This is a genomic window from Lacrimispora indolis DSM 755 (assembly GCF_000526995.1).
In the GTDB taxonomy this organism is placed as follows: Bacteria; Bacillota; Clostridia; order Lachnospirales; family Lachnospiraceae; genus Lacrimispora; species Lacrimispora indolis.
The window spans coordinates 4480081-4506335 of sequence record NZ_AZUI01000001.1 but is presented as its reverse complement, the minus strand read 5'-3'; the positions used below and the strand labels follow the sequence as shown (position 1 = coordinate 4506335).

The 26255-nt window shown below is 46.6% G+C and carries 25 protein-coding genes, 1 pseudogene and 1 other annotated feature (1 of these 27 running past the window's edge); of the genes and pseudogenes, 8 read left to right on the top strand and 18 right to left on the bottom strand.

The features are described 5' to 3' along the window. Nucleotides 1-4: 4 nt before the first annotated feature. From K401_RS0121650 to coaBC, 4 genes are all read right to left on the bottom strand, one after another. Nucleotides 5-457 (bottom strand): GatB/YqeY domain-containing protein, encoded by a 453-nt coding sequence (locus K401_RS0121650; protein ID WP_024294916.1) that lies wholly within the window; start codon nt 455-457, stop codon nt 5-7. A gap of 77 nt (nt 458-534) precedes the next feature. Beyond that, nucleotides 535-2124 (bottom strand): peptide chain release factor 3, encoded by a 1590-nt coding sequence (locus K401_RS0121645; protein ID WP_024294915.1) that lies wholly within the window; start codon nt 2122-2124, stop codon nt 535-537. A 124-nt stretch (nt 2125-2248) separates the two neighbouring features. Further along, the gene (locus K401_RS0121640) at nt 2249-3064 is read right to left on the bottom strand and encodes an alpha/beta hydrolase (protein ID WP_024294914.1); all 816 of its coding nucleotides are present in this window, start codon (nt 3062-3064) and stop codon (nt 2249-2251) included. Nucleotides 3065-3070: 6 nt separating this feature from the next. After that, complete coding sequence (gene coaBC, locus K401_RS0121635) at nt 3071-4279, bottom strand: bifunctional phosphopantothenoylcysteine decarboxylase/phosphopantothenate--cysteine ligase CoaBC (protein ID WP_024294913.1); 1209 nt, start codon at nt 4277-4279, stop codon at nt 3071-3073. Nucleotides 4280-4553: 274 nt separating this feature from the next. Here coaBC and K401_RS0121630 point away from each other — a divergent pair, with 274 nt between their 5' ends. Together K401_RS0121630 and sigG are read left to right on the top strand one after the other, a co-directional pair. Next, a complete protein-coding gene (locus K401_RS0121630; RefSeq protein ID WP_024294912.1) occupies nt 4554-5324 on the top strand; it encodes a type III pantothenate kinase in 771 nt (256 codons plus the stop codon). Nucleotides 5325-5524: 200 nt separating this feature from the next. Next, a complete protein-coding gene (gene sigG, locus K401_RS0121625; RefSeq protein ID WP_013273006.1) occupies nt 5525-6301 on the top strand; it encodes an RNA polymerase sporulation sigma factor SigG in 777 nt (258 codons plus the stop codon). 135 nt (nt 6302-6436) lie between these two features. Here the strand turns inward: sigG and K401_RS32560 are convergent. From K401_RS32560 to ulaG, 9 genes and pseudogenes are all read right to left on the bottom strand, one after another. Continuing rightward, a pseudogene (locus K401_RS32560) lies at nt 6437-6598 on the bottom strand (fructose-6-phosphate aldolase); the annotation flags it as partial. 182 nt (nt 6599-6780) lie between these two features. Beyond that, the gene (locus K401_RS0121615; protein WP_024294911.1) at nt 6781-7479 is read right to left on the bottom strand and encodes an L-ribulose-5-phosphate 4-epimerase; all 699 of its coding nucleotides are present in this window, start codon (nt 7477-7479) and stop codon (nt 6781-6783) included. A gap of 87 nt (nt 7480-7566) precedes the next feature. Continuing rightward, nucleotides 7567-8616 carry a hypothetical protein gene (locus K401_RS0121610; RefSeq protein ID WP_024294910.1) on the bottom strand — a complete coding sequence of 350 codons (1050 nt, stop codon included), beginning with the start codon at nt 8614-8616 and terminating at the stop codon, nt 7567-7569. A 14-nt stretch (nt 8617-8630) separates the two neighbouring features. After that, complete coding sequence (locus K401_RS0121605) at nt 8631-9473, bottom strand: L-ribulose-5-phosphate 3-epimerase (protein ID WP_024294909.1); 843 nt, start codon at nt 9471-9473, stop codon at nt 8631-8633. Beyond that, nucleotides 9474-10244, bottom strand: a complete 771-nt coding sequence (locus K401_RS0121600; RefSeq protein ID WP_024294908.1) for a DeoR/GlpR family DNA-binding transcription regulator — start codon at nt 10242-10244, stop codon at nt 9474-9476. Between the two features lie 118 nt (nt 10245-10362). After that, nucleotides 10363-10674, bottom strand: a complete 312-nt coding sequence (locus K401_RS0121595; protein WP_024294907.1) for a PTS sugar transporter subunit IIB — start codon at nt 10672-10674, stop codon at nt 10363-10365. Nucleotides 10675-10698: 24 nt separating this feature from the next. After that, nucleotides 10699-12189: a PTS ascorbate transporter subunit IIC gene (gene ulaA / locus K401_RS0121590; RefSeq protein ID WP_024294906.1), complete on the bottom strand. Its 1491-nt coding sequence runs from the start codon at nt 12187-12189 to the stop codon at nt 10699-10701. 18 nt (nt 12190-12207) lie between these two features. Next, on the bottom strand, nt 12208-12663 hold the full coding sequence (locus tag K401_RS0121585) for a PTS sugar transporter subunit IIA (protein WP_024294905.1): 456 nt from the start codon (nt 12661-12663) through the stop codon (nt 12208-12210). A gap of 19 nt (nt 12664-12682) precedes the next feature. Further along, nucleotides 12683-13786, bottom strand: a complete 1104-nt coding sequence (gene ulaG, locus K401_RS0121580; RefSeq protein ID WP_024294904.1) for an L-ascorbate 6-phosphate lactonase — start codon at nt 13784-13786, stop codon at nt 12683-12685. A 673-nt stretch (nt 13787-14459) separates the two neighbouring features. On the opposite strand from ulaG, the gene K401_RS32000 reads away from it, so the two are divergent. From K401_RS32000 to sufU, 6 genes are read left to right on the top strand one after another with little or no spacing between them, the layout of a single operon-like run. Continuing rightward, on the top strand, nt 14460-14954 hold the full coding sequence (locus K401_RS32000; protein ID WP_051464067.1) for a MarR family transcriptional regulator: 495 nt from the start codon (nt 14460-14462) through the stop codon (nt 14952-14954). A gap of 3 nt (nt 14955-14957) precedes the next feature. Next, complete coding sequence (gene sufC / locus K401_RS0121570; RefSeq protein ID WP_027352358.1) at nt 14958-15710, top strand: Fe-S cluster assembly ATPase SufC; 753 nt, start codon at nt 14958-14960, stop codon at nt 15708-15710. Further along, nucleotides 15710-17116: a Fe-S cluster assembly protein SufB gene (gene sufB, locus K401_RS0121565; RefSeq protein WP_024294903.1), complete on the top strand. Its 1407-nt coding sequence runs from the start codon at nt 15710-15712 to the stop codon at nt 17114-17116. Before sufC ends, sufB begins: the two co-directional genes overlap by 1 nt. Before the next feature lie 12 nt (nt 17117-17128). Next, nucleotides 17129-18214, top strand: a complete 1086-nt coding sequence (sufD, locus tag K401_RS0121560; RefSeq protein WP_024294902.1) for a Fe-S cluster assembly protein SufD — start codon at nt 17129-17131, stop codon at nt 18212-18214. Further along, complete coding sequence (locus tag K401_RS0121555; protein WP_024294901.1) at nt 18204-19436, top strand: cysteine desulfurase; 1233 nt, start codon at nt 18204-18206, stop codon at nt 19434-19436. Before sufD ends, K401_RS0121555 begins: the two co-directional genes overlap by 11 nt. Beyond that, nucleotides 19423-19869 carry a Fe-S cluster assembly sulfur transfer protein SufU gene (sufU, locus tag K401_RS0121550; RefSeq protein ID WP_024294900.1) on the top strand — a complete coding sequence of 149 codons (447 nt, stop codon included), beginning with the start codon at nt 19423-19425 and terminating at the stop codon, nt 19867-19869. The genes K401_RS0121555 and sufU overlap by 14 nt, the downstream gene beginning before the upstream one ends. 124 nt (nt 19870-19993) lie before the next feature. Here sufU and rsiV read toward each other — a convergent pair whose 3' ends face one another. The 5 genes from rsiV to K401_RS0121520 form a co-directional block, all read right to left on the bottom strand. Next, entirely contained in the window at nt 19994-20863 is an 870-nt protein-coding gene (gene rsiV / locus K401_RS0121545) for an anti-sigma-V factor RsiV (RefSeq protein WP_024294899.1), read from the bottom strand. 20 nt (nt 20864-20883) lie between these two features. Continuing rightward, complete coding sequence (locus K401_RS0121540) at nt 20884-21363, bottom strand: RNA polymerase sigma factor (RefSeq protein WP_024294898.1); 480 nt, start codon at nt 21361-21363, stop codon at nt 20884-20886. Nucleotides 21364-21481: 118 nt separating this feature from the next. Beyond that, a complete protein-coding gene (gene sigE, locus K401_RS0121535) occupies nt 21482-22222 on the bottom strand; it encodes an RNA polymerase sporulation sigma factor SigE (protein ID WP_024294897.1) in 741 nt (246 codons plus the stop codon). A 28-nt stretch (nt 22223-22250) separates the two neighbouring features. Next, complete coding sequence (locus K401_RS0121530) at nt 22251-23144, bottom strand: sigma-E processing peptidase SpoIIGA (protein ID WP_024294896.1); 894 nt, start codon at nt 23142-23144, stop codon at nt 22251-22253. A gap of 241 nt (nt 23145-23385) precedes the next feature. Further along, nucleotides 23386-26025, bottom strand: coding sequence for a valine--tRNA ligase (locus tag K401_RS0121520; RefSeq protein ID WP_024294894.1), 2640 nt, complete (start codon nt 26023-26025; stop codon nt 23386-23388). Between the two features lie 52 nt (nt 26026-26077). After that, nucleotides 26078-26255, bottom strand: a binding site (T-box leader); it runs 49 nt beyond the window's last position.

The window sequence follows — 26255 nt, the reverse complement described above, 5'->3', positions numbered from 1 at the left end:
TTTCTTACTTCATCATAGCTGCCAGTGCGTCATTTACGGCCTTGCCATCCGCTTTTCCTTTTACCCTGGGCATCAGGACCTTCATGATTCTTCCCTTGTCAGCCCCGGTGGGAGTTTCGATTCCCAGTTCCTGGAGAACAGATTGAATGATTTCCTTGATCTGCTCCTCTCCCATATCCTCCGGAGCAAACTCCTTATAAACGGAAATACGGAACGCCGCTTCCTCCCTGATATCCGTCCTGTCCTCAGGCGCCAGGTCATGAGTCTCCTGAGTCTGCTTGATTTCCTTCTTTACAACCGCATTGGCCTCATCCTCAGTAATGGGAGTGTGATCCTTCTTATCGATCTCAAAATTCTTAAGAGAGGAAAGGAGCATGGATAAGGCATCCTTTCTCTGCTTGTTCTTTGCCTTCATGGCCTCTACCATGGCTGCCCTTACTTCATCAATTTTACTCATTGTCTGCTGCCTCCTTATATATTATTCTTCATAAACTGTTCCCGGATTTCCGGTATCTGATTTATACGGGTTATGACTTAGCTATGACCGAATTCGGAAAGCCTCAGTCCCGGATTTCGCTCCAACACCATGCCTACGCTCCAGCTGTTGACAAATAAGAGAAGCGGATTGTCTTTTAGATCCTTGATCCGTTTCATATCTGATGTTCCCTGAATCTTTGCCACATCAATTTCATCCTTATTCTCGATCCAGCGGATATATTCATATGGAAGCTTTTCAAGCTTCACTTCCACATTGTACTCGTTTTCCAGACGGTAGGTCAATACTTCAAACTGCAGTTCCCCTACAACTCCCACAATGATCTCCTCCATTCCGGTATTAAACTCCTGGAATATCTGAATGGCACCTTCCTGTGCGATCTGGTTCACGCCTTTGATAAACTGCTTTCTTTTCATGGTGTCCATCTGCCTCACCCTTGCGAAATGCTCCGGTGCAAAGGTGGGGATCCCTTCATATTCCAATTTCTCATTGGATTTGCAAAGGGTGTCTCCAATAGAAAAGATGCCCGGATCAAAAACACCGATAATATCCCCTGCATAGGCTTCTTCCACGATCTTACGATCCTGGGCCATAAGCTGCTGAGGCTGGGATAAGCGCAGCTTTTTGCCGCCCTGGACATGGTTCACCTCCATGCCTGCGTCAAACTTACCGGATACGATCCGCATGAATGCAATGCGGTCCCTGTGGGCCTTGTTCATGTTGGCCTGTATCTTGAATACAAAAGCGGAAAAGTCCTCTTCAAAGGGGTCCACAACTCCTGTTGTTGTCAGCCTTGGAAGGGGAGAGGTTGTCATCTGAAGAAAATGCTGCAAAAATGTCTCCACTCCGAAATTTGTAAGTGCTGAACCAAAAAATACAGGAGACAAGTCTCCCTTGCCTACCCGTTCCATATCCAGCTCATCGCTGGCGCCGTCAAGGAGTTCAATATCTTCCATAAGCTGCCGGTGATAGCTTTCCCCGATCAGTGTATCCACCTGGGCATCACCCAGCTGAACTTCTGTTGCCTCCACTTCCTTCTGCCCGTTCATGGAAGCACGGAATGTGGTTATGGTCTCTTTAAAGCGGTCATAAACCCCTTTAAAATCCCTTCCGCAGCCAATCGGCCAATTAACCGGACAGGTCCTGATCCCAAGAACTTCCTCGATTTCATCCATCAGTTCAAAAGGATCTCTTGCTTCCCGGTCCATCTTATTCACAAATGTAAAAATGGGGATATGGCGCATAACGCAGACTTTAAACAGCTTGATGGTCTGAGCCTCCACACCCTTGGAACCATCAATGACCATGACAGCGGAATCGGCCGCCATCAAGGTACGATAAGTATCCTCGGAGAAATCCTGGTGGCCGGGTGTGTCCAGAATGTTAATACAAAATCCGTCGTAATTAAACTGTAAAACAGAGGAGGTGACGGAAATACCTCTCTCCTTTTCAATCTCCATCCAGTCGGAAACTGCATGCTTGGCACCTTTTCTTCCCTTTACCGTTCCAGCCAGGTTGATGGCCCCTCCATAAAGCAGAAATTTCTCTGTCAGCGTGGTTTTTCCCGCATCCGGATGGGAAATAATGGCAAATGTTCTTCTCTTCTTAATCTCTTCCGCTATATTCACAAAAATAGTTCCTCCAAATTTTACGTCTCAACTTGTCTATTGTAGTATGATTCCAACCATAAGTCAAGATTCACTCTTCCATAGACAAACGGATATCCTCAATCCGCTCCGCTGCTTGATTCGGTTAAAAATTTGAAATCCACGTCTTTGCAAGCGAAATCCAGCTCTGACAGGAAGGTTCAAGGAGGTTCTCATCGGAGCCCGCGGTTTCCTCATTGGCCAGGGACAGACCATGGACTCCCGCAGGGTAAACATGGAGTTCAAAATTCACATGATGCTTTCTCATGGCGTCAGCCAGGAGAAGGGTGTTTTCAAGGGGTACCGAAGCGTCCGTATAGGTATGCCATAAAAAGGCTCTGGGCATCTTTTCCGTTACAAACCGTTCCAGGGATATGCCTTCCGTTTCCTCCTTTGTTGCCTCTTCACCTAAAAGGCTTAAAACAGAGCCGGCGTGTTTAAATTCCCCGCTTGTGATTACCGGATAATTTAAGATCAGCCCATCGGGCCGTATTTCTTCAGGGGTCCTGTTTATGGCCTCCCACGCAAAATCTCTGTCCCAGAAAACCCCAAGACTGCAGGCTAAATGACCTGCTGCGGAAAAGCCGCATGCAATGATCCTGTTCGTGTCCACCTTCCATTCTGCCCCATGTTCTCTGATAACAGCCACCGCTTCAGCAAGCTCTCTTAAAGAAACCGGGAAACGGTTGGGAGCCACGCTGTAATCCAGTACAAACCCATGACAGCCCATGGACATGAACTGCAAAGCTATTGGCTCGCTTTCCCTGTCTGATCTGCGGATGTATCCGCCTCCGGGAAGCACGATAACAGCAGGGCGCAGCTTATCCGGATTCACGCTTATGCTGTCCAGTAAATAACCGGTCAAACTTGCCGGACCTGTCACCTGCCCAGGTACAATGATCTGCCTTTTTTCAACTCTCATAATGTCTTACTCCTTCTTTCCCTCATTCTGACTGGAAAATATCTCGTCCAGAATGCGGTGGGCCACTTCATCTTTTGTCATCGTTTCCAGGGGCAGTTCTTTTTCCCTGGTAATGATGGTGACTACATTGGTGTCCGTTCCAAAACCGGCCCCAGCCACTTTTAAGTTGTTGGCAACAATCATGTCCACATTCTTTTTATCAAGCTTTGCCCTTGAATTTTCCAGCATGTTCTGGGTCTCCATGGAAAAGCCGCAGAGGAACTGCCCTTCTTTCCGATGCTCTCCCAGCCACTTAAGGATATCGTCCGTCCGTTCCAGTTCTATAACCATTTCTCCGTCTTTTTTCTTTGTTTTTTCTGTTCCCACATGTTTTGGGCGGTAATCCGCTACGGCAGCGGCCTTAATGACCGCATCCTGAGTTTCTGATTCAGCCGTGACCGCATCAAACATTTCCTTTGCACTGCCAATCTCTATGAAACGCACAAACCTGGGCTTTGGAATATCCGTTTTCCCGCTTACAAGGGTCACCTCCGCACCTCTGAGAGATGCAGCCTTTGCAACTGCATAACCCATTTTCCCGGAGGAATGATTGGTAATAAACCGGACCGGATCAATGGCTTCCCTGGTGGGACCGGCTGTAACCAGAATTTTCTTTCCGGCTAAGTCCTTTTCATAACAGACCTCTTTTTCAATGAAATCAAAGAGAACCTCCGGATCCGGCATTTTTCCCGCTCCAATATCGCCGCAGGCCAGATACCCAAAGTCAGGGCGTATCACTTCCATGCCATAAGATTCGCAAATCTTTAAATTATCCTGGACAATGGGATTTTCATACATATTGGTATTCATGGCCGGAGAAATGATTTTCCTGCACTTACAGGCCAGAACAGTGGTGGTCAGCATATCATCTGCTATTCCATGAGCCAGCTTTGCAACCACATTGGCGCTGGCAGGAGCGACCAGCACCACATCGGCAAGCTTTGCCAAGGCCACATGCTCCACGCTGTACTGAAAATTGCGGTCAAAAGTATCTACCAGGCATTTATTGCCTGTCAATGTTTCAAATGTAATGGGATTGATGAAGTTGGTGGCATTCCGGGTCATGATGACATGGACCTTGCAGCCCTTTTTTACCAGCATACTGGCAAGTCCGGCTATTTTATAGGCCGCAATGCTACCTGTTACTCCTAAAATGATAGTTTTTCCTTTCAGCATAAGTGCCTCCTGTCCGATGAGCCAAAGGCAAATCAAACTTCCTTGTTTTTCATTTTAAAATATGGTACTCTACAATATATCATGATTCTGCGAATCATGATCCACATTCACCGTTCGCGCCGAGAAGCAAGCTTCTCTTCGCTCTCTTGCGCTATTATATCATGATTCTGCGAATCATGATCACATTCACCGTTCGCGCCGAGAAGCAAGCTTCTCTTCGCTCTCTTGCGCTCATTATATCACAAGAAAAAAAAGTTGGAAAGGAGTTCCCTTTATGATTTTGGCCATTGATATGGGAAACAGCAATATTGTCATAGGCGGCATTGACAATACCGGCACTTATTTTGTAGAACGAGTCACCACGAATCATGGAAAAACCGAGCTGGAATATGCGGTTAATATAAAAGACATTATGGAAATCCACAACCTTCCCCTCTCTTCCATAGAAGGTGCAATCCTGGCTTCTGTCGTCCCTCCTCTCACGGATGTGGTCCTGAGCGCTGTTAAAAAAATAACAGGAAAAACACCTATGCTGGTGGGATCCGGAATGAAGACCGGGCTGAACATAAAAATGGACAACCCCAAGACCGTTGGCAGCGATTTGATTGTGGATGCGGTGGCTGCATTAAAAGAATATCCTGCTCCCATCATCGTCATCGACATGGGAACAGCTACCACCATGTCCGTCATTGACCGGCAGGGAAATTACTCCGGCGGCGTCATTTTCCCCGGATTGAGAGTATCTTTGGATTCCTTAAGCAGCCGGGCAGCCCAGCTTCCTTACATCGGCTTAAACAAACCCACCAGGGTGATCGGCAAAAATACCATTGACTGTATGAAAAATGGAATTCTTTACGGCAACGCCGCCATGATCGACGGACTGATCGACCGAATGGAGGCAGAGCTTGGGACTTCTGCAAGCCTTGTGGCCACCGGCGGCCTGGCTTCCTCCGTTGTCCCGCTGTGCTATCATAAAATTCATTGTGACGAGGCTCTCCTATTAAAAGGATTGCTGATTCTGTATGAAAAAAATAAGCTGGATTAATAATGACCTAAAAACTGGAAATAAAAATTGATTCGGCTATCGTATAAAAGCCCTCGAATGAGTACATCATTTCTTTATGATAGTCAGATACCCTGCAGGAAGCTGCAAAGTATTTGACCCCGCAGGCAATCCAGGATCAAGCGAGCTTGATTTTGGCTCATTGCCTTTGCGGGAATAAAAAATGATGCGGAGGGAAAGATATGTCTGGATACAAAGTAGAGATTTGCGGAGTCAATACTTCCAAACTGCCTCTTCTGAGCAACGAGGAAAAGGAAGTTCTGTTCAAACGGATTCTTAACGGAGATAAAAAGGCCAGAGAAGATTACATCAAGGGAAACTTAAGACTGGTTCTCAGTGTCATACAACGTTTTTCAGGCAGCAACGAAAACGTGGACGACTTATTTCAGATTGGCTGCATCGGTTTAATCAAAGCCATTGACAATTTTGATATTACGCAGAATGTCCGGTTCTCCACCTACGCGGTGCCCATGATTTTGGGCGAAGTACGGCGTTATCTTCGGGATAACAATTCCATCCGTGTCAGCCGGTCCCTGCGGGATACCGCTTATAAAGCAATCTACGCCAAAGAAAATCTGATGAAAAAGAACTTAAAGGAGCCGACCCTTATGGAGATTGCCGAGGAGATCGGAGTCAGCAAGGAAGACATCACCTATGCTCTGGATGCCATTCAAAGCCCGGTCAGCCTTTATGAGCCGGTTTACTCCGACGGCGGTGACCCTCTGTTTGTCATGGACCAGATCAGTGACAAAAAAAACCTGGAAGAAAACTGGGTGGAGGACATCTCCTTAAATGAGGCCATGAGACGCCTTCCGGAAAGGGAACGCCACATCATTGACATGCGCTTTTTCGAAGGAAAAACCCAGACCGAGGTTGCGGAAGAAATCCATATCAGCCAGGCACAGGTAAGCCGCCTGGAAAAAAATGCGCTAAAAACCATGAAGAATTACCTTTCTTAAGCATGATTTTCTTTACAAAACATAAGCCCACCTTTCCAGTCAGGAAGGCAGGCTTTTACATATTCCGGAGAGATTTCTCCCTTTCTTTTGACATATCACCATCAAAAAAGTCCGGCAATTCAGTTTCCTGATGATCTATTCCCCAAATACCTTGCGGTAGTCCTCTTTAAACTTCTCAATCCCCTGGTCTGTTAAGGGGTGCTTTGTCATCTGTTCGATTACGCTGTAAGGAACCGCCGCAATATCTGCCCCGGCTTTTGCACAGCCAATGACATGCATGGGGTTGCGCACGCTTGATCCCCTCAGAAGACAGCACCTTTGTAGCCTTTAACCCTTCCGCAGATCACTCCCATGTCATTGGCTTAGCTGATATGCTCAACATTTGCCGTGTCTAAAAAAATCTCATTTCTCATTCCTCCTTAAAAGTTTCCCAGAACGCTTCACCCATGCAGTCCTCAAATGACTTTTTTAATCAAAGTCTATACTCCTGTCTTCTGACCGTAATAAGCATTGGTCCCATGCTTTCTTAAATAATGCTTATCCTGCAGCTCTTCAGGCGCAGGGGCTGCCTTTGGATTGATCTGTTCACACCGGAATGCCATCTTGGCCACCTCTTCCAGAACCACTGCATGATGCACAGCTTCCTTTGCATCCTTTCCCCAGGTAAAGGGGCCATGGTTTTTACATAAGCAGGCCGGAACTGCCATGTACTCCTTATTCTTGAAACAGTCTGTGATAAGAAGTCCCGTATTTTTCTCGTACCCGGCCTCAATCTCTTCCGCTGTCAGGCAGCGCAGGCAGGGAACCTCTCCGTATATGTAATCCGCATGGGTGGTACCGTAGCAGGGTATCCCCCGCCCTGCCTGGGCCCAGCTGGTAGCCCAGGAGGAATGGGTGTGCACAATTCCCCCGATCTTTGGAAATGCCTTGTAAAGCTCTAAATGGGTGGGGGTATCGGAGGAAGGATTATACCTTCCTTCCACTTTTCTCCCCTCTAAATCCATGACCACCATATCTTCCGGTTTCAGCTCATTATAATCCACTCCGCTGGGCTTAATGACAAACATGCCCGTTTCACGGTCAATGGCACTGACATTGCCCCAGGTAAAGGTGACAAGTCCATACCTTGGAAGCTCCATATTGGCTTCGTAAACAAGCTGCTTTAAGGCTTCTAACATGTGTTACCTCCTATAGTATCATGTGCAAAAGCACATGATCAACATTCGCCGCTCACTGCAAAAGCAAGCTCTTAAACTCACTTGCACTCATGGTATAAGTGTGTACATGGCAATTTCATCAATCCCATGATTGGTGGAGATGAGGATCTCCTTCCCGTCTTTTGTATACTTATATACATTGGCAGGGCCGCAGTCCCTGTCCAATATCTGCACCTGGTAAGAAGCCTGGACAGGATCATAGGTAAAGGCCAAAAGATTGCGTTCCCCTTGCCGGTGACCGATGATCAGGGCCGGCTTGCCGTACAGCATGCCCCCGAAAATGGCATGATTGAATTGTGTTGGCCGGTCATAAACATATACTTCTTTATATTCCCCGTCTGTTTTTTTCCAGATGCTGATCTTATCCCCGTGAAATGGAGAAATAACAGCTAATTCCTTCTCTCCGTCCTCATCAAAATCCACCAGCACCGCATCGCTGGCCGCCGCTTTGATCAGCCGGCAGATCTCCCAGGACCCTGACGGCTGCTCCGGCGGAATAAACTGGTAAACCCCGCTGTCGCAGGATATAATGCTGGTCTGGATCCCCTGGTCCTCCACCTTGTAATATCCATGGTTTTTAAACATGCCATCCTTGATCACTTCCAGCCGGAGCTGATGCTCTTCATCAAATCCGCTTAAATCCTCAGGCAGGACCGCCCCATACACCTTTCCGGGAGAGGACCAGTCCTCTTTGTATTCATGGCCTGATTTTAAAGTGCACGCGATCAGATAGTTGGTGCCGTTCCGTTCTATGATATGGAACCGGTGTACAAAGGGAAGATCCGCCAAAGTTCTTACCTCCCAGCCGTTTTGCCCGCCAGGAGTCACTATGACTATTTTTGCTTCCTTGGAATCATTGGGAGAATAGAATTTATGAGTTGCCAGAAACTGTCCATCCGTACCCGGGATCTGAACCATGGTCATCACGCCGCCAGGCTCCGTCCAGATCGTGTCTTCCAGATTGCCTTCTGTGTCAAACAGCAGGCAGCGGTCCATCTTTTCCGCCGCGACCAGGATGTGATCCCTTCCCTTGTAGTGAAGCGGGGCAATGGAATAGCATTTCGTTAAATTTCCCATCACCTTTTTTTCAACCTTCATCATCATTTTTCCTTTCACTCCTGTGCCATCAATATTCTGGACATTTTTAGATTTGCCGAAGCTAAGTCTTCCTTCCAGGAAGGGCTTCCCGTGTACCAGAACTCTGTTACATATTTCCTTACTCCCAGCTTCCAGGCCGTCTCAATGGCCTTCTTAAAATCTACATGGCCTTCTCCGTATGGGACCTCACGGAATATGCCGGGTTTTGTCTCTTTTAAATGCATGGCGGCCAGACGCCCGCCTCCAAACCTTAAGTCTTCCAATACATCCGTTCCATAAGTACATGCGGCATTTGTTATATTCCCTATATCAGGATAAACGTTTAAGTACACGGAGGAGATCTGCTTCACATACTTCATGGCCTTTTCCACCGTATTCATGAATCCGGTCTCCATGGTTTCAAATCCAAGAACAACTCCGGCGCTGGCAGCCATTTCAGCTGCTTTTTTTAAGTTGTCCTCAAAATACCGCCTTGTTTCCTCGTCGGATTCTTCATAATACACATCATACCCGGCCAGCTGGATGATCCTGATTCCCAGATCTGACGCCAGATCAATGGCTTTGCTCATGATCTCTATGCTTTTTTTCTTTATTTCAGGGTCATGGCTTCCCAGAGGATACTTCCGGTGCCCGCTCAGACACATTGTCCCTATGGGAATTCCTGCGGCCTTCATCAATTTTATCAGCTCCAGCCGTTCCTTTGAAGTCATTTCCAGACGTCCCAGCTTTTCATCTGTTTCGTCTACACTCATTTCCAGGAAATCAAAGCCCGCGCTTTTAGCAGCCTCCAGCTTTTCTTTCCAGGTTAATTCAGACGGCATTGACTTTTCATACAATCCAAGTGTATAGGTTTTCACCTAAAAACCTCCTTTTTTCACCTGGTGGATCTGCACTCCAGCCTCCTTAAATTCTTTTAATATATCTTCAGGCGCTTTTTCATCAGTGATCAAATGCTGAACTTTATTTATGCTGCAGCTTGAAAAGCTGCTGTTTTTCCCTATTTTCGTATGGTCGGCCAGAATATACAGCTCGTTTCTTGTGTGCTCGATCATCAGTTCGTTAAGACACACCTCATTCATGATCTCCGTGGTCATTCCGGACATGACGGAAATGCCTGAGCATCCCATGAAAGCCTTTTTTGCATAGATGTTCTGAAGGTTCCTGACCGCAAGATCTCCTACCATGGCTTCTTTGGGATACCGGAGTTCCCCTCCGGTGAGAATGATATTCACCCCGGTTCCATGTTCACTGTTGATCGCCTTTCCATTGTTGGTTATGACCGTAACATTCCTGGCCTTGATGTATTCCAATATCTGCAAGGCAGTGCTGCTTGTGTTTATAAACAGCGTGTCATTGTCTTCCACCAAAGTTGCAGCATAGCTGGCAATTAACCGCCTGTAAAGTAATATTTCATTTGCTTGTGCAGGGCCTTTTTCAATGGGAATGGCGCCGCCGTGACAGCGCTTTAAAAGCTTCCTGTCTTCCAGATACTGCAAATCTCTCCGGACCGTTATTACAGAAATCCCGCACTGCTCTGCCAAGCTGTTAACGGACACCTTGGGGCTGTTTCTTACGATATCTAATATATGCTCTCTTCTTTCCTCCACAAGGGCATACTCTCTTTTCATCGGCTCACCTGCACTTTTATCAATATTTGATCACTGTTGCGATCCACAGTTTATGTGACACCGCCTGCCGGAGGTTTTCATCCGGCAGACGAAAATTTGATTGGTTAAATTTGATTGGTTAATCTTCCTGAATGATCCCCTGCTCTTTTAACTTGGTTTCAATTTCCGGAGCAGACATCACATTCTTAAGGGGAATGATCTTAACGCCTTTTTTCTCGGCATGTGCAAACATATCCTTGAAATTCTGGGCACAGACCACCACGTCATACTGGGGAGCTGACCCCTTTCCCTCGGAAAGGGCACAGTGATGGACCTTCAATGCTTTGATATTATACTTTTTCAGCACCTTCTCCAAAGTCATCTGTGCCATCAGGCTTGAACCCGCCCCATTTGCGCAACACACCAAAAAGCTTAAATTTTTACCTGCCACGATGAAAACCCTCCTTGATCTCACTTATTCCTTGTTTGTCTTCATTTCTTTATACGCTTCATAATCCTCTGTCATAAGGAAATAACCTTTTTTATCTTTCCAATACTGGATCTGGGGAATAGCCAGCAATGCAACCAGTACCACCGCAATACCAACATAGCTTAAATACTTCATGACAACGGTAAATACCGGCCATACGACCGCCCAATCCCACATTCCTAAGTATCCGCCGTAGGCTGCCATGCCTACCCAGCCTGCAATGAAAGCAGAACCAAATACCTGACATAAGCCGGACAGGAAGGGAAGAAGGAGAGCCGCTTTAAATCCGCCCTTTTCATTTGCAAAAACACCGATGGTGGCATTATCAAAGAACACTGGAACGAAACCGCATATAACCAGTACCGGACTCTTTAATAAGATCAACGCCGTAATGGCCAGGATCTGTCCTGCAAAGCCTGATAAAAATCCCAAAGTCACAGCATTTGCCGCACCAAAGCCAAAAATTACGGCACAGTCCACTCCCGGAACAGAGCCTGGGAGGATTCTGTCTGCGATTCCCTGGAAAGAGGCTGTCAGTTCTGCCACAAAGGTACGCACGCCTAACTGCAGAATTGCCAGATACACTGCAAAGTATAAACAAGTCTGAAGGACATAGAAAAACATACTTGCTCCTTCTTTCATAAACTGTCCTTCAATCAGATAATCCCTGCCAAGGATACAAAGAATGGCCCCGAAAAATACAACCATTAAGATGGAAGTACACACCATATTGTCATTAAAGATGGACATAAAACCAGGCAGTTCAATATCTTCGATCTTTTTAACTTCTTTCCCGTTGTTTTTCTTATTTTCTTTTCCGAACAGCTTTCCTGCAAGGTAATAGCTGACCGCAACCCCAAACATCTGCTGATGTGCCAGACAGAAACCGGCTCCATCTGTAACCTCCTGGCAGGGCTTAATGGTCAGGTTTGAACCCACTGCCCAGTAAGCTCCTAAAAGAAGGGCCATAACCACCAGCATGGCAACTCTTCCATTTAACAGGAACGGACAGGCAAACATGATCAGCCAGTATGCGGTCGCAGCCTGCTGCACCTGAACATTACCGGTGGTAAACAGGGCCCGGAGCTTTGTGTATTTTGAAAAACGCACAAGGAGGATGTTGACGATAAATGCAATAAACAACAGGATCATCGCATCCCCGAATCCTTTTCCAAACACTTCTCCAACGCCTGCCGTAACGGCATTCTGACCGAAATAAGGATCTATTACCATGGCGTCTATATGGAACCTGTCCTTTAAGCCTACCAGTACCGGACGGAAGTTATTGACCAGTCCGCCGGAACCAACCATTAAGATCAAATAGCCCACGATCGCTTTTAAAGTCCCAGCCAGTATATCATACCACGGTTTTCTCAGCAAGATGTAACCTATCATAACGATCAAACCTATCATAAACGCCGGCTGCTGTAATACGTTTGTGGCAAAAAAAGTCCATACCTTCATTAAAATCTCCATTGTATTATCCCCTTTTCCTTAATCCAAGTATCGTTCCTGAATCCGCAGCAAATCCTCTGAATCTTTGGCTTTCTTAAGTTCCCCGATCACTTCTTCATTGCTAAGCAGTTCTGACAGCCGGCTCATATTATCCAGATGCTGGTCCGGATTGCAGGAGGCCAGCGTAAAGAAAAGCTGCGCGTCCTTTTCCGGATCCTCTGCATCAAAGCTCACCGGCTTTTCCAGTTTCATGAAGGCGATGCTGGTTTTATGTACCCCTTTTGCGCCCTCCTGGGAATGAGGCATGGCAATGTCCGGCAAAATAATGATATAAGGTCCGTACTTCTTAATACAGGCAATGATCTCTTCCTTATAATTTGCTTCTACCGTCCCATCCTCTTCCAGACACTCACAGCTCATCCGGATGGCATCCTCCCAATCCTTTGCTTCCCCGGCAAACTTATAATGTTTCTTCTCCACAAAATCTCTCAGCATGTTTTCTCCTCTTTCCTGATTACAAAAGTGAACGGAACGGAATATTCTGAGGTGCTTCAAAGCAGTCCTCAAAGCCTCTTCTGTGGTGGTAAGCCAGCTTGTCCTTATCCGTGGGATAAACGTATTTTCCGCCTACCTCCCAGAAAAAGGGATGGAACCTATAATCCAACCGGTCCTTCTTCATATCATAGAGTACCCTGATTTCATTCACATCCGCCATGAAATTGGTCCATACATCGTAGTGGATTGGAATCACCACCTTACACCTTAAAGCTTCTGCCATGCGCAGGATATCACAGGAGGTCATCTTATCAGCCATTCCAACCGGATTCTCCCCATAAGATCCAAAGGCCACGTCAATGTCATAATCTTTCCCGTGCTTTGCAAAATAAATGGAGTAATGGGAATCCCCGCTGTGATAAATATTCCCGCCGGGAGTTTTGATTAAATAGTTTACCGCTTTTTCATCCATATCCATAGGGCACTTTCCTGTCAGCTCCTCACGGTCCGGGCCGGTGGAATCTGTTGTCACAAGGCAGGTCCTGTCAAAGGAATCAAGGGCCACGATCTCAATATCCTTTATTTTAATACTGTCTCCAGGCACCACCGTAATGCAGCGTTCTGCCGGAACTCCCCATTTCTGCCACAGCTCCACAGATTTCTTAGGGCCGATAAAAGGAACAGGAATCTCCTTTCCATTCTCATCCACTGTAGTCATGTTGCTTTGGATCACATGTGCAGCATATTCCAGGCTCATATGATCCTGATGGTAATGGGTTGCCAGTACGGCATCCACATGCTTAACGGCAAACGGATCGATTACAAAAGGAACCGCCCTCAAATTAGGCTGCATTGCCCTTGCACCGCACATATTTGCCATCTGATGGCCCACGGCCATCTTTCCGTTTCCATGAGAGCGTTTTCCGTTCCCGCACCATAAATCCACGGTAATGTTGCAGCCGCCCGGAGTCTTAAACCACATGCCGGTACAGCCCAGCCACCACATGGCAACTGTTCCGGGTTCCACTGTCTCATTTTCAATTTCTTCATTGAGCCAGGTTCCCCATTCAGGAAACGTGCTCATGATCCAGCTTTCCCTTGTGATTTCTTCCACTTTGCTCATTCAAACATCCTCCTTTACTTTTACGATCGTTTTATGATCGGTTATGTTCGTTTTTATCTTTACATGTAGATAATATCATTACTATACCAGTTTTTCAAGAGCGTTAAATGATCGTTTTTGAATTATATGTTTGTTTTAAATATTTTGTGCATTTTATATATTTTTACGATAATTATTTGTACATATTTTTCACTTATATAAAACTCTATATTTTTTAAACACATTTTTCACAATATTATCTGTTTTTTTATCCGCATATAATTCTTTTTTATTTATCCAGCATTTTATATTATGATTATATAATCGTAAACACATTCAAAGCATGGTAAGAAGCCACTTCAGAAAACCACAAAAAAAGACTTCCTGTAATCATTCGGATTTAATCAGTCAATCGGATATTTACAAACTGCTTCGCTGCTTGTCTGATTCGGTTAATAAAACCGGAGAATCTGTATAGCCCTTATTTTCACAGGCGATATGCATATCCTCTCACCCATCCCATCAGGAATCGCCAATATTCTTTAGCAACTAAAGTATATTGACAGCAGATTCTATAGGTGCTATACTAAATTCGCAATTAAAACTGTAATCAACCATTGTTCTGTAAGAATATTGGAGGGGATGGCGATATCATTTTACCCCATAACTCATGATGAATTGAAAGGAAAAAGACATGGAGTGCAAATTAATCGGAAACTTGTTTGATGTGATTGCTATGATCACAGATGAGCAAAGATGCCCTCAAAAATATAACGAGTCCCATTTGCTGTATCATGCAGAAATGAATCTGATTGACACGATTTATGAATATCCCAATGCAAATGCCCGTATGTTGTCGGAGATTATGGGCGTCACCCAGGGCGCGATCACTCAAATGACGGCAAAGCTGACAGAAAAAAATCTGATTGAGCAATATAAACTGTCCGGGAACAAAAAAGAGAAATATTACAGGCTTACACAGGAGGGTGACAAGGCAAGGCTGGGACATCAGGAATACCACAGTGAGGCCAATCAAAAACTGTGTCAATATTTCTGCTCTCTCAGCGATGCCAACGCAAGAGTTATTCTGGACTTTTTTGAAAAAGTAAAGGAATGTATGCCTATCAGTGAGTTTGCCTGTCAATCAGGCGGCAGCTGTGGAAACGGTATGGAAAGAAAGGAGGAATAAGATATGCTTACTATTTCGGGATTAAAAGCTTATGCAGGTGACAACGAAATCCTCAAGGGGGTTGATTTAATAATAAATCCGGGAGAAACCCATGTGATCATGGGACCGAACGGCGCGGGAAAGTCCACGCTGGCAAGTGTCATCATGGGTCATCCGGACTATACGGTGACGGATGGACGAATCCTGTTTGAAGATGAGGACATCACCTATACCAAGACAGATGAAAGAGCGAGAAAAGGCATCTTTATGACATTTCAAAATCCTGAGGAAGTAGACGGGATCACCGTGGAAAGCTTTCTGCGCACGGCGCGGTTTGCGATCACCGGCAGCAACGAACGGGCCTGGGACTTCCATAAGGAATTAAAGGGGCTTATGGCACGTCTGGATTTTGACGAGAGCTACGCTGCACGGTATTTAAACGTCGGGTTTTCCGGCGGTGAAAAGAAGAAACATGAAATACTTCAGCTGCTGGCACTTCACCCAAAACTGGCTATTTTAGATGAAACAGATTCCGGCCTGGATGTTGATGCCGTTAAAACGGTATCAGAGGGTGTAAGAGGCTATAAAAACGAAGAAAACGCTCTGCTTATCATCACCCACAGCACAAAAATTTTAGAAAATATCAATGTTGATCAGGTGCATATTTTAATTGACGGGCAGATCATCAAAACCGGAGACGCCTCGCTGATTGATGAGGTGAACCGCAGCGGCTTCACTTCTCTCTCACTTACCAAAGCAGCCCAGGGGGTGTCATAATGGAACGTAAAAAGACGCAGGTTGCGGAAATCAACCGTGATGCCTATGACATTGCCAATCCGGAAAATGCCGCGTATAAGGTAGATAAGGGGCTGACTGCAAAAATCGTCACCGATATCTCCACAGGAAAAAACGAACCGGGCTGGATGCTGGAACACCGATTGCAATCCCTCGCCGTTTATGAACGGCTTCCTTTGCCAAATTGGGGGCCAAGTCTTCACGAATTGGATATGAATCATATCGTCACCTATGTTCGCCCGAATATGGGGATGACGGATAATTGGAATGAGGTCCCGGAAGAGATCAAGCAGACATTCGACCGGCTGGGCATCCCGGAAGCAGAAAAACTGGCCCTCTCCGGCGTGGGAGCACAGTATGATTCTGAGGTCGTTTATCACAGCATTAAGGAAGAAATGCGCCAGCAGGGTGTCATTTACACCGATATGGATACCGCTCTCCACGAGTATGAGGATATCGTAAAAAAGCACTTTATGAAACTGCTTCCTGCCACGGCACATAAATTCGCGGCCCTGCACGGAGCGGTCTGGTCAGGCGGGTCCTTTGTCTATGTGCCAAAGGATGTCGAAGTCAGCATGCCGCTGCAATCCTATTTCCGGCTCAATGCGCCGGGAGCCGGCCAGTTTGAGCATACACTGATCATTCTGGAGGAAGGCGCGCGGCTTCATTTCATTGAAGGCTGTTCCGCTCCCCGGTATAACGCGCTGAATCTGCACGCCGGCTGTGTGGAACTTTATGTTGGAGAAAACGCGACTCTGCGGTATTCTACCATCGAAAACTGGTCGAGGAACATGATGAACCTCAATTCAAAATGCGCTGCAGTGGAAAAAAACGGCGCAATTGAATGGGTTTCCGGTACATTTGGTTCCCACATCACCATGCTGTATCCCAGCAGTATTTTGCGGGGAGAAGGTGCCAGAAGTGAGTTTACGGGCATCACCTTTGCCGCCGCAGGGCAGGAGCTGGATACCGGCACTAAGGTAATTCACGCCGCTCCCAATACCTCATCAACGGTATCGTCAAAATCCATCTCCAAAAACGGCGGAAAAGCCATCTACCGCAGCGCTGTCACCGTTTTGCCTGAAGCGAAAAACAGTAAATCCAGCGTAAGCTGTGAATCCCTCATGCTGGATAGGGAAAGCCGCTCCGACACAATCCCTGTAATGGATATACGAAATGACGAAGTGGATATCGGACACGAAGCAAAAATCGGGCGGATCAGCGAAGAAACGGTTTTTTACCTGATGACACGGGGAATCGGTGAAAATGAGGCAAAGGCATTGATTGTCCGCGGTTTCGTGGAACCCATTACAAAGGAGCTTCCTTTGGAATACGCCGTGGAAATGAACAGGCTGGTGGCCCTTGAATTTGAGGGCGGTATCGGTTAAAAGGAGGTTGGCATGAATCAAACTATAAAAAGGCTTAACAAGCTGCAGATTCCAACATGGAACGCACTGAAAATAAACGATACGTCTGTTGTGACCGATCTTGACGGAATGCCCGCCTATGCCGGGAATCCAATGCAAAAGGAATATTCCGGGATTCAGATCAGCCATGGACCTGTATTGAAAGCAGCAGAAAATCCTCCGGTCATCCTTGGGGATATCCGGAGATACGCGGCGGACCTTAACAATTACCGCCTGCATATCACCATACCGGCGGGGTTCGCGGCAAAGGAACCGATTATACTGGACTTTCATCTCGATAGCGGCAGCGCTCTGCTGTCGGAGGAGTTGTTTATCAGCGCAGAAGCCGGGAGCGATGCAACAGTGGTTCTGCGGTATTCATCAGACGACACTGCAAACTGTTTCCACTGCGGATACACGACCCTTCATGTAAAAGCAGACGCAAATATCCGGCTGATAAAGGCGCAGCGGTTGGCAGAGAATCATACCGGCATAGACGCAACAGAGGTAAATGTGGATACAGGGGCAGAGGTGCATGTGGTCCTGATTGAAGCAGGAACGCAAAAATCCGTCTCCGGCTGCAGCATACAGCTTACAGGGAAAGGCGCGTCCGCTGATTTAGACGGCGCTTACGCTGTAAACCGCAAAAGGGAGCTTGATTTTAATTACCGCATTGAATACAAGGAGAAAAATACGCAAGGGAATATCAACGTCCGGGGCGTGCTTCTGGACAAGGCGCGCAAGGCAGCCAAAAGTACCCTTGATTTTCTTCCAGGTGCGGCAGGTGCGAAAGGCCGTGAAGAAGAAAGCGTGTTGGTTCTGAGCTCTGATGCGGTCAATCTTTCCGCACCGCTGCTCTTGTGCGGTGAGGATGATGTGGAAGGGCAGCACGCCACCACTACAGGCAAAATTGACGAAAACAAGCTCTTTTACCTGATGAGCCGGGGGATAGGAAAAAACGAGGCGCGCAAGCTCATTGCACTGGCGTCATTTAATTCTGTTTTAGAAAAAATAGAACCAGAGAGCCTGCAGGAAGAAATTTCCTCATTCATTAAGGAGGTGCTGGGCGATGCGGACTAATTACTCAGAGGATTTTCCTCTGCTGAAAAACAGCGTGGAAAACGGAAAACGATTGGTATATCTCGACAATGCGGCTACCACCCAAAAGCCCGCACAGGTGATTGAAGCCGTAGGAAATTATTACCGGCAGTACAACGCCAACCCCCACCGGGGGGCATATCCCTTAAGCGAGATAGCAACGGAAGCTTATGAAACCGCCAGGGAAAAGGTCGCTGGTTTCATAGGTGCAGGAGGTCCGGGGGAAATCGTGTTTACGAAAGGAACCACCGAATCCCTCAATCTTGCAGCGGGCACTTATGGCATGGATATCCTCCATGAAGGGGATGAAGTCTTGATCTCCATCGCGGAGCACCACAGCAATTTAATCCCATGGCAGGCCGCTGCAAAAGCAAAAGGCGCGCATCTTAAGTATCTTTACACTGATAAAAACGGGAGGCTGACGCCGGAAGAAATTGCCTCCAAAATAACCGCCCGGACCAGGATCGTTGCGGTCGCTATGGTTTCCAACGTATTGGGGATCGTTAATCCCATTGGGGAAATCGTCAAAAAAGCCCATGAAGCAGGCGCTGTTGTTGTGGTGGACGGCGCACAGGGCATTCCCCATCTGCCGGTCAACGTGCAGGCATTGGACGTGGATTTTCTGGCGTTTTCAGGTCATAAGCTGTATGCTCCCATGGGGATCGGCGTTTTGTACGCAAAAGAAGAACATTTGAAAAAAATGCGGCCATTGCTGTTTGGAGGAGGGATGGTGGACGATGTAAGTGAACAGGCAGCCACTTTCGCAGACGGCCCTGCAAAATTTGAGGGCGGTACGCAAAACGTGGAAGGTGCGGTGGGCCTGCACTCAGCAATTGATTATCTGGAAAATATCGGTTATGAACAGATTGGACGGATTGAACATGAGCTGACCGGATATGCGCTTTCGCGCCTCACTTCCCTCCCCTACGTTACAGTTTACGGGCGGGAAAGCGGCCATGACCGCACGGGCGTCATTTCCTTTAATATTGACGGAGCACATCCCCATGATGTATCCACAATACTCAGTGCGGACGGCGTGGCCATACGTTCAGGACATCATTGCGCTCACCCGCTTATGCGGCATATGGGCGTGAACGCTACTTGCCGGGCCAGCTTATGCTTTTACAATACTAAAGACGATATAGATGTTTTGATAGAATCCATATGCAAGGTCAGGGAGGTGTTGAAGCTTGAATCTAAATGAGATTTATACAGAAATAATCACCGAACACAGCACCTCCACAAGAAACCGCCGCCATCTGGAACAGGCCAGCGTCAGCCTGGCAGGGAAAAATCCAAGCTGCGGGGATGAAATAGAACTTGAGCTGCTGATCGAGCATGGCCAGATCACGGACGCTTCCTTCACCGGGATAGGCTGCGCCATTTCCCAGGCATCAGCTTCCATGATGATTGACCTGATAAAAGGAAAGTCTCTCTCCGAGGCAAAAAGTCTCGCCGAATTGTTTACCGCAATGATACAGCGTAAAATAACAAATGACCAGGACTTGGAGCCCCTTGAAGAAGCCGCCGCATTAAAAAGTATCTCTAATCTGCCCGCACGGGTAAAGTGTGCGGTAATGCCGTGGCACACTCTTGAAACAGCCGTAGGGAGGTCTGATACCACCAGCCAGCTGTAATAAACATTTCCTTGGTACTATTTTACAGCTTCAATGTAAAATTATTGGTATGCATCATATTAACGGAAAGGTCCCAGCCGGCGGTATGTCAGAATATGACACGCCGCCGGCTGGGACCTTCCTGTTATAATCCTGTTACGTCCTTTGGTATGGTGAATTCCACTGCGCCCATGTATCCCGGCGCCACTTCATACTCGTCAAATACGATCACAATCTCTCCATTTTCATTAAAATAAAAGCTTTCATCTCCTGTGATCTGCTTGAATTCGTCCGTAAAGTCGTCTCCTGTATTATAAAAATACATTTTGGAATCATCTGCAGCCATTTGTTCCGTCATCTGCTTTTTGATGTTATCGCTTATTGCAGTAATATAGTCAGGCTTATCCTTCATTAAATCCTTTAAAGACACTACATTTCCCGTCTCCTTATTGATAGTGAAAATTTTCACAGACTCTGCTCCGCTGGCCATAATAACCGTTGTATTGATCCGCAGGGAAAGGTACTTCTCGTTGTCCGTCACAACATCATAGCTGGAAGTTACGGAATAGTGGCCGTCACCTGCCAAATCTCCGGCCACCTGCTTTTCATATTCAGAAATCAGCTGATCCGCATATTCTTCAATGGATCGGTTTACCTTGTCGTTGTCCTTTTCATTGATGGAAACCTTGGGAACATCTATTTTTGCCTCATAATTCTGTTTGGAATCCTCAAAGGTGCGAAATGTCACAACCTTTGCGATTGCCCCAAGAACCGGGATATCTTCCATGGCGTTTGCGGTAACCGGGCTGGCATTTGCCATGATTATAATAGCCGCCATAGCAGCAGCCCCTGTCATTGCTGTTCGTTTTGTCATTTTCATCATCTGAATTCTCCTCTTCTCTTTTTTTGCTTTCTCAATTCCTGCCATTACTCCCTTGCGGGCAGCTTCCGGCACGGGGATATGATGGTATTCCTCTTTCATCTTCAACAGTTTTTCTTTGTCACTGTGTTCCATAGTAACTGCTCCTTTCTTTCCTAAGTAGCCTCGGGTTCCAGCACAATCTTCAGTTTCTTAAGAGCCCGGTAAAGCCTGGCCTTAACGGTGCTCACGTTCATTTCCAGAATTTCAGCGATTTCTTCCAGTTTCCATTCCTCTATATATTTTAAAATCACAATGGTACGGTCCTTTTCCTCCAGGGAATTTAAAAGCTCTAAGTAATCTTCTTCTTTATAATGATCCTCATGGGAGATCTCCACCTCATCAAGACTTACGTTTACCCGTTTCTGCTTCCTTATAAAATCAATGGAGGCATTAATGACGATCCGGTAAATCCAGGTGGATAAGTAGGTTTTTTCTCTCAGCTTCCTGCATTCCTTTATCACCCGGTATGCGCTCTCCTGAACGATATCCAGGGCATCCTGTTCATTTTTTACATAACTGTACGCAAGCCGGTAATATGACTCATAATTTTTTAAGAGGATTCTCTCTGCCTCTTCCTCAATCTTTTGTTTCATTTTTTCCTCCTCTCTGGGGTTCTATCTATTAGACGTATTATAACTCAATAAAAGTTGCATGTTTAGAAAAAAAAAGAAAAGACTCTCATGAGCCTTTCCTCTTTTCATCTAAAATATGTCACTCAAACCGTACGATTTCTTTTTTCAACCTCTTCATGATCTTCTTTTCCAGCCTTGATATGTAGGATTGGGATATGCCCAATAAATCCGCAACTTCCTTCTGGGTCATTTCCTCCCCTTCCTCATCGGTCAATCCAAACCGCAGTTCCACGATCTTCCGCTCTCTTGGGCTTAAACGGCTGATGGCGGTATTAAGAAGGTTTCGTTCCACCTCGGTTTCTAAATCCTTATAGATCACATCCTCCTCAGTTCCGAGAATATCTGATAAAAGAAGCTCATTGCCATCCCAATCCACATTCAAAGGCTCATCAATGGAAACCTCCATCTTTGTCTTATTGTTCCGGCGCAGGTACATGAGTATTTCGTTTTCAATGCAGCGGGAGGCATAGGTGGCCAGCTTAATGTTCTTAGTTGGATTAAAGGTATTAATGGCCTTAATAAGTCCAATGGTACCTATGGAAATCAAATCTTCCACCCCAACGCTGGTATTATCAAACTTTTTCGCTATGTAAACCACAAGGCGCAGATTGTGCTCAATTAACTCTGATTTTGCCTTTTGGTCATCATCGCTGCCAAGAAGGCCAATGATCTGCGCCTCTTTTTCATTGTCCAGAGGCGGAGGAAGAATATCCGCGCCTCCTATATAATGGATCTCTCCCTGATTTGGCATCATCAGCGTTTTAAATGTTGGAATTGCCTTAAACTGAAAACGGTTTGGTACGGATACTTTTATAATCATGCGATACTCTCTCCTTTACATCATTCACTCACTCTTCATGCAGCAGCATCTGATATTCTCCTTTTTCGGATAATGCCATTTTGCACACGGCCACCAGAGGCCTCTCAATCACCTTCACTTCATCCCCTTGACGTACCTCCATCTCGTCTAAAAAGATTCCGGGCAGTACGCCGTCACTTTTCCCAACACTTCCAAAGGGAATGTAAACGACCTCTGACACACTTTCGCAGAGTTCCCGGACGGCCTCATAGGTCACAACATGGACGGCCCGGCGACTTACCGGTTCGTACAGCCTGTTTCCTGTATCAAGCAAAGCTGTCACAACCTTTTTCTTTCCCCTGTAATGCATGGTAACTTCATAAAAATTGCTCTTTCCCTTTAGCATGGCGGAAATCTGCCGCAGAAAGCAGCGGATTCCAAAGTAAGTACCCGCTGCTAAAAAAATCAACCGGTAAAAGGGTATGGCCTCCTGACCATTTCCCCTAAGAATCTGTTCTATATAATAGCCGGCCTTCGTATGCTGATATAGGGCATCCATTATTCCTGCAGCTGTAACCGCAGCCAGGTAAAGAGCTCCTACCGCTTTCCCGATTTCCTTTGGTCTTTTTACGTCGAAAGCCGTCACAACCATCAGGGTGCTCACCGCCAAATAGGTAATTACCATTTCAAGCCATAGGGGTAAAAATGGAAAGGCGGCAGCAAACACAGCCCACGCTGCCCCCAAAATCGCCCCAAGAATCATTCTCCACCATATGAGACGGTACTTCAGCCCCCTTCTCACAATGGATAATACCAGAAAATCCATGGCAAAATTAATAAAGAACAACACATCAATGTACAGGTTTATTTCCGTCGCCGCATTCACCTCCCGCCCTGTACGAACATTATAGCCAGTAAGCCATTCAGAATTTGTCAAAACCATGGGGATGATTCCAATTTTTTATCGCCTTTTTCCATCCTGACGCGGCATTTGCCGACAGATTCTTACAGACCATACGTTCCCTTTGGTCTTTCCTGTCCCTCTTCCTGACAAATGGACAAAATAAAAAAGGGGGGCTTCCTCCCCTGCTGCGCAAGAAAAAACAGCCGGACACAGCATTTTCTGCCATGTTCGACTGTTTTTCACATTCTGTTCCAGATTGTCGATTTTCCAAGACGGAGATTTAAGAAAGCTGGGAAAGCCTTTCTTTTACCTGATCCATCATCTGAGCATATTTCTCAAGCTTTGCTTTTTCCTCCTCAATTTTAGATGCAGGAGCCTTGCTGACAAACTTCTCGTTGCTGAGCATACCCTGAACCCGGGCAAGCTCTTTGCTCAAGCGCTCTTCTTCTTTCTTTAACCGCTCAATTTCTTTCTCAATATCCACCAGTTCCGCAAAAGGCATATAAATGACTGCCTGATGGATTACTGCGGATACCGCATCTTCTGCTATGCCGCTTTTATCCTTCTGCAAATACACTTCACCGGCATAACCCAGTGTGGCAAAGAACACCTTGCTGCGCTCAAAGATATCAAGAATCTCCTGATTCTCAGAAACAACATAAATCTTTGCCTTCCTGCTTGGGGGAACGTTCATGGACGTACGCACGTTCCGGATTCCTCTTACGGCTTCCTTAATGGTTTCAACCGCATGCTCTTCTGTTTCAAAGCTCCAGCCTTTCCGGTACTCCGGCCAGCTGGAAATCATGATGGATTCCTCTTCTTCCTGAAGATTGCAGAAGATCTCCTCAGTGAGGAAGGGCATGTAGGGATGGAGAAGCTTTAAGGAGTTAATGAGCACGGTTTTTAACGTCCAGATGGCAGCCGCCTTTGTCTTATCCTCATCATCCCAAAGCCTTGGCTTCACCATCTCAATATACCAGTCGCAGAATTCCTCCCAGATAAAATCATAAACCTTTTGAAGGGCAATTCCCAGTTCATACTTATCCAGGTTTTCCGTCACATCCTTTGTAAGGGTGTTTACCTTGGACAGGATCCATTTATCCGCAAGGGTGAGTTCTGAAAGCTCTGCCTTAGCATCCGGTGCTTTCTCAATATTCATCATGATGAAACGGGAAGCGTTCCATACTTTATTGGCAAAGTTTCTGCTGGCCTCTACACGTTCCCAGTAGAAACGCATGTCATTGCCGGGGGCATTTCCGGTGATCAGAGTCATACGCAAGGCGTCGGCTCCGTACTTCTCAATAACCTCTAAAGGATCGATGCCGTTTCCTAAGGATTTGCTCATTTTGCGGCCTTCGGAATCTCTTACCAGGCCATGCATCAGCACGGTATGGAAAGGAAGCTCTCCTGTGTGCTCAATTCCGGAAAATACCATACGGATTACCCAGAAGAAAATAATATCATAGCCTGTAACCAGCACATCCGTGGGATAGAAATATCTTAAATCCTCTGTTTCCTCCGGCCAGCCTAAGGTGGAGAAAGGCCAGAGAGCAGAGGAAAACCAGGTGTCAAGGGTATCCTCATCCTGGGTTAAATGGGTTCCTCCGCATTTGGGGCATACTGTTGGAACCTCTTTTGATACGATGATCTCCCCGCACCGGTCACAGTAATAAGCCGGGATGCGGTGTCCCCACCAAAGCTGCCTGGAAATACACCAGTCACGGATGTTTTCAAGCCAGTGAAGGTAGCTCTTATCAAATCTCTCAGGAACGAATTTCAGTTTTCCGGTCTTTAAGGCCTCAATGGCCGGCTTTGCCATTTCTTCCATTTTGACAAACCACTGCTGCTTTACCATAGGCTCTACGGTAGCCTTGCAGCGGTCATGGGTTCCTACCGCATGGGTATGGGGCGCCACCTTCACCAACAGTCCCAGCTCCTCAAGATCTTTTACAATGGCTTTTCTGGCCTCATAACGCTCCATGCCATGATATTTACTGCCGGGAAGATTAATGGTGGCATCGTCGTTCATGATGTTGATCTCTGGAAGGCTGTGTCTCTTCCCAACCTCAAAGTCATTTGGGTCATGGGCCGGGGTGATCTTTACACAACCGGTACCGAATTCCTTATCCACATAGGAATCGGCTACAACCGGTATTTCGCGGCCTGTAAGAGGAAGCTCCAGCATTTTGCCGATCAAGTCCTGGTAGCGCTCATCCTCCGGATTGACTGCCACAGCAGTATCTCCAAGAAGGGTCTCCGGCCTGGTGGTCGCAATCTCCACAAACCTGCCTTCTTCTCCTGCAATGGGATAATTGATGTGCCAGAAGAAACCGTTCTGGTCCTCATGCTCCACCTCAGCATCGGAAATAGAGGTCTGGCATACCGGGCACCAGTTTATAATACGGGAACCCTTGTAAATATAGCCTTTTTCATAGAGCCGGATAAACACCTCCAGCACGGCTTCAGAACAGCCTTCATCCATGGTAAAACGCTCTCTGTCCCAGTCAGCGGAGGAGCCCATCTTATGAAGCTGGTTGATGATCCGTCCGCCGTATTCCTTTCTCCAGTCCCAGCATTTTTCCAGGAATCCATCCCTGCCCAGATCTTCTTTTTCAATGCCCTGCTTCTTTAAGCTCTCAATGACCTTGACTTCCGTGGCAATGGCCGCATGGTCCGTGCCTGGCTGCCAAAGGGCCTCATAGCCCTGCATCCTCTTATAACGGATCAGAATATCCTGCATGGTGTTGTCAAGGGCATGCCCCATGTGAAGCTGTCCCGTAATATTGGGCGGCGGCATTACAATGGTAAAGGGCTTTTTATCCTTGTTGGGTTTTGCATGAAAATACTTTTTATCCAGCCATTTCTCATAAAGTTTCCCTTCAATCCCTGCCGGATTATAGGTTTTTTCCAATTCTTTCATTCATTTTCTCCTTCCAATTTCCCATAAAAAAAGCCCTCTGCATCCACAGGATGCAAAGGGCGAATCAACGCGGTACCACCTTTATTCATATGACAGATTCTGCCATATATCTCAGAGCCTTTAACGCAGCTGCGCGTGAAAGCCTAGGTACATTTCTGTCATTTCAGCCTTCCGGTTCCGAAGCTACCTTCCGCATACACTTCCTTAACCGTCTTTCAGCCGGTGGACGG

What these genes read in the sequence shown, in the direction of transcription:
- K401_RS0121650 (WP_024294916.1), bottom strand. Translation starts at nt 457, where the DNA reads ATGAGTAAAATTGATGAAGTAAGGGCAGCCATGGTAGAGGCCATGAAG.
- K401_RS0121640 (WP_024294914.1), bottom strand. Translation starts at nt 3,064, where the DNA reads ATGAGAGTTGAAAAAAGGCAGATCATTGTACCTGGGCAGGTGACAGGT.
- coaBC (WP_024294913.1), bottom strand. Translation starts at nt 4,279, where the DNA reads ATGCTGAAAGGAAAAACTATCATTTTAGGAGTAACAGGTAGCATTGCG.
- K401_RS0121630 (WP_024294912.1), top strand. Translation starts at nt 4,554, where the DNA reads ATGATTTTGGCCATTGATATGGGAAACAGCAATATTGTCATAGGCGGC.
- sigG (WP_013273006.1), top strand. Translation starts at nt 5,525, where the DNA reads ATGTCTGGATACAAAGTAGAGATTTGCGGAGTCAATACTTCCAAACTG.
- K401_RS0121615 (WP_024294911.1), bottom strand. Translation starts at nt 7,479, where the DNA reads ATGTTAGAAGCCTTAAAGCAGCTTGTTTACGAAGCCAATATGGAGCTT.
- K401_RS0121610 (WP_024294910.1), bottom strand. Translation starts at nt 8,616, where the DNA reads ATGAAGGTTGAAAAAAAGGTGATGGGAAATTTAACGAAATGCTATTCC.
- K401_RS0121600 (WP_024294908.1), bottom strand. Translation starts at nt 10,244, where the DNA reads ATGAAAAGAGAGTATGCCCTTGTGGAGGAAAGAAGAGAGCATATATTA.
- ulaA (WP_024294906.1), bottom strand. Translation starts at nt 12,189, where the DNA reads ATGGAGATTTTAATGAAGGTATGGACTTTTTTTGCCACAAACGTATTA.
- K401_RS0121585 (WP_024294905.1), bottom strand. Translation starts at nt 12,663, where the DNA reads ATGCTGAGAGATTTTGTGGAGAAGAAACATTATAAGTTTGCCGGGGAA.
- ulaG (WP_024294904.1), bottom strand. Translation starts at nt 13,786, where the DNA reads ATGAGCAAAGTGGAAGAAATCACAAGGGAAAGCTGGATCATGAGCACG.
- K401_RS32000 (WP_051464067.1), top strand. Translation starts at nt 14,460, where the DNA reads ATGGAGTGCAAATTAATCGGAAACTTGTTTGATGTGATTGCTATGATC.
- sufC (WP_027352358.1), top strand. Translation starts at nt 14,958, where the DNA reads ATGCTTACTATTTCGGGATTAAAAGCTTATGCAGGTGACAACGAAATC.
- sufB (WP_024294903.1), top strand. Translation starts at nt 15,710, where the DNA reads ATGGAACGTAAAAAGACGCAGGTTGCGGAAATCAACCGTGATGCCTAT.
- sufD (WP_024294902.1), top strand. Translation starts at nt 17,129, where the DNA reads ATGAATCAAACTATAAAAAGGCTTAACAAGCTGCAGATTCCAACATGG.
- K401_RS0121555 (WP_024294901.1), top strand. Translation starts at nt 18,204, where the DNA reads ATGCGGACTAATTACTCAGAGGATTTTCCTCTGCTGAAAAACAGCGTG.
- rsiV (WP_024294899.1), bottom strand. Translation starts at nt 20,863, where the DNA reads ATGGAACACAGTGACAAAGAAAAACTGTTGAAGATGAAAGAGGAATAC.
- K401_RS0121540 (WP_024294898.1), bottom strand. Translation starts at nt 21,363, where the DNA reads ATGAAACAAAAGATTGAGGAAGAGGCAGAGAGAATCCTCTTAAAAAAT.
- sigE (WP_024294897.1), bottom strand. Translation starts at nt 22,222, where the DNA reads ATGATTATAAAAGTATCCGTACCAAACCGTTTTCAGTTTAAGGCAATT.
- K401_RS0121530 (WP_024294896.1), bottom strand. Translation starts at nt 23,144, where the DNA reads ATGGTTTTGACAAATTCTGAATGGCTTACTGGCTATAATGTTCGTACA.
- K401_RS0121520 (WP_024294894.1), bottom strand. Translation starts at nt 26,025, where the DNA reads ATGAAAGAATTGGAAAAAACCTATAATCCGGCAGGGATTGAAGGGAAA.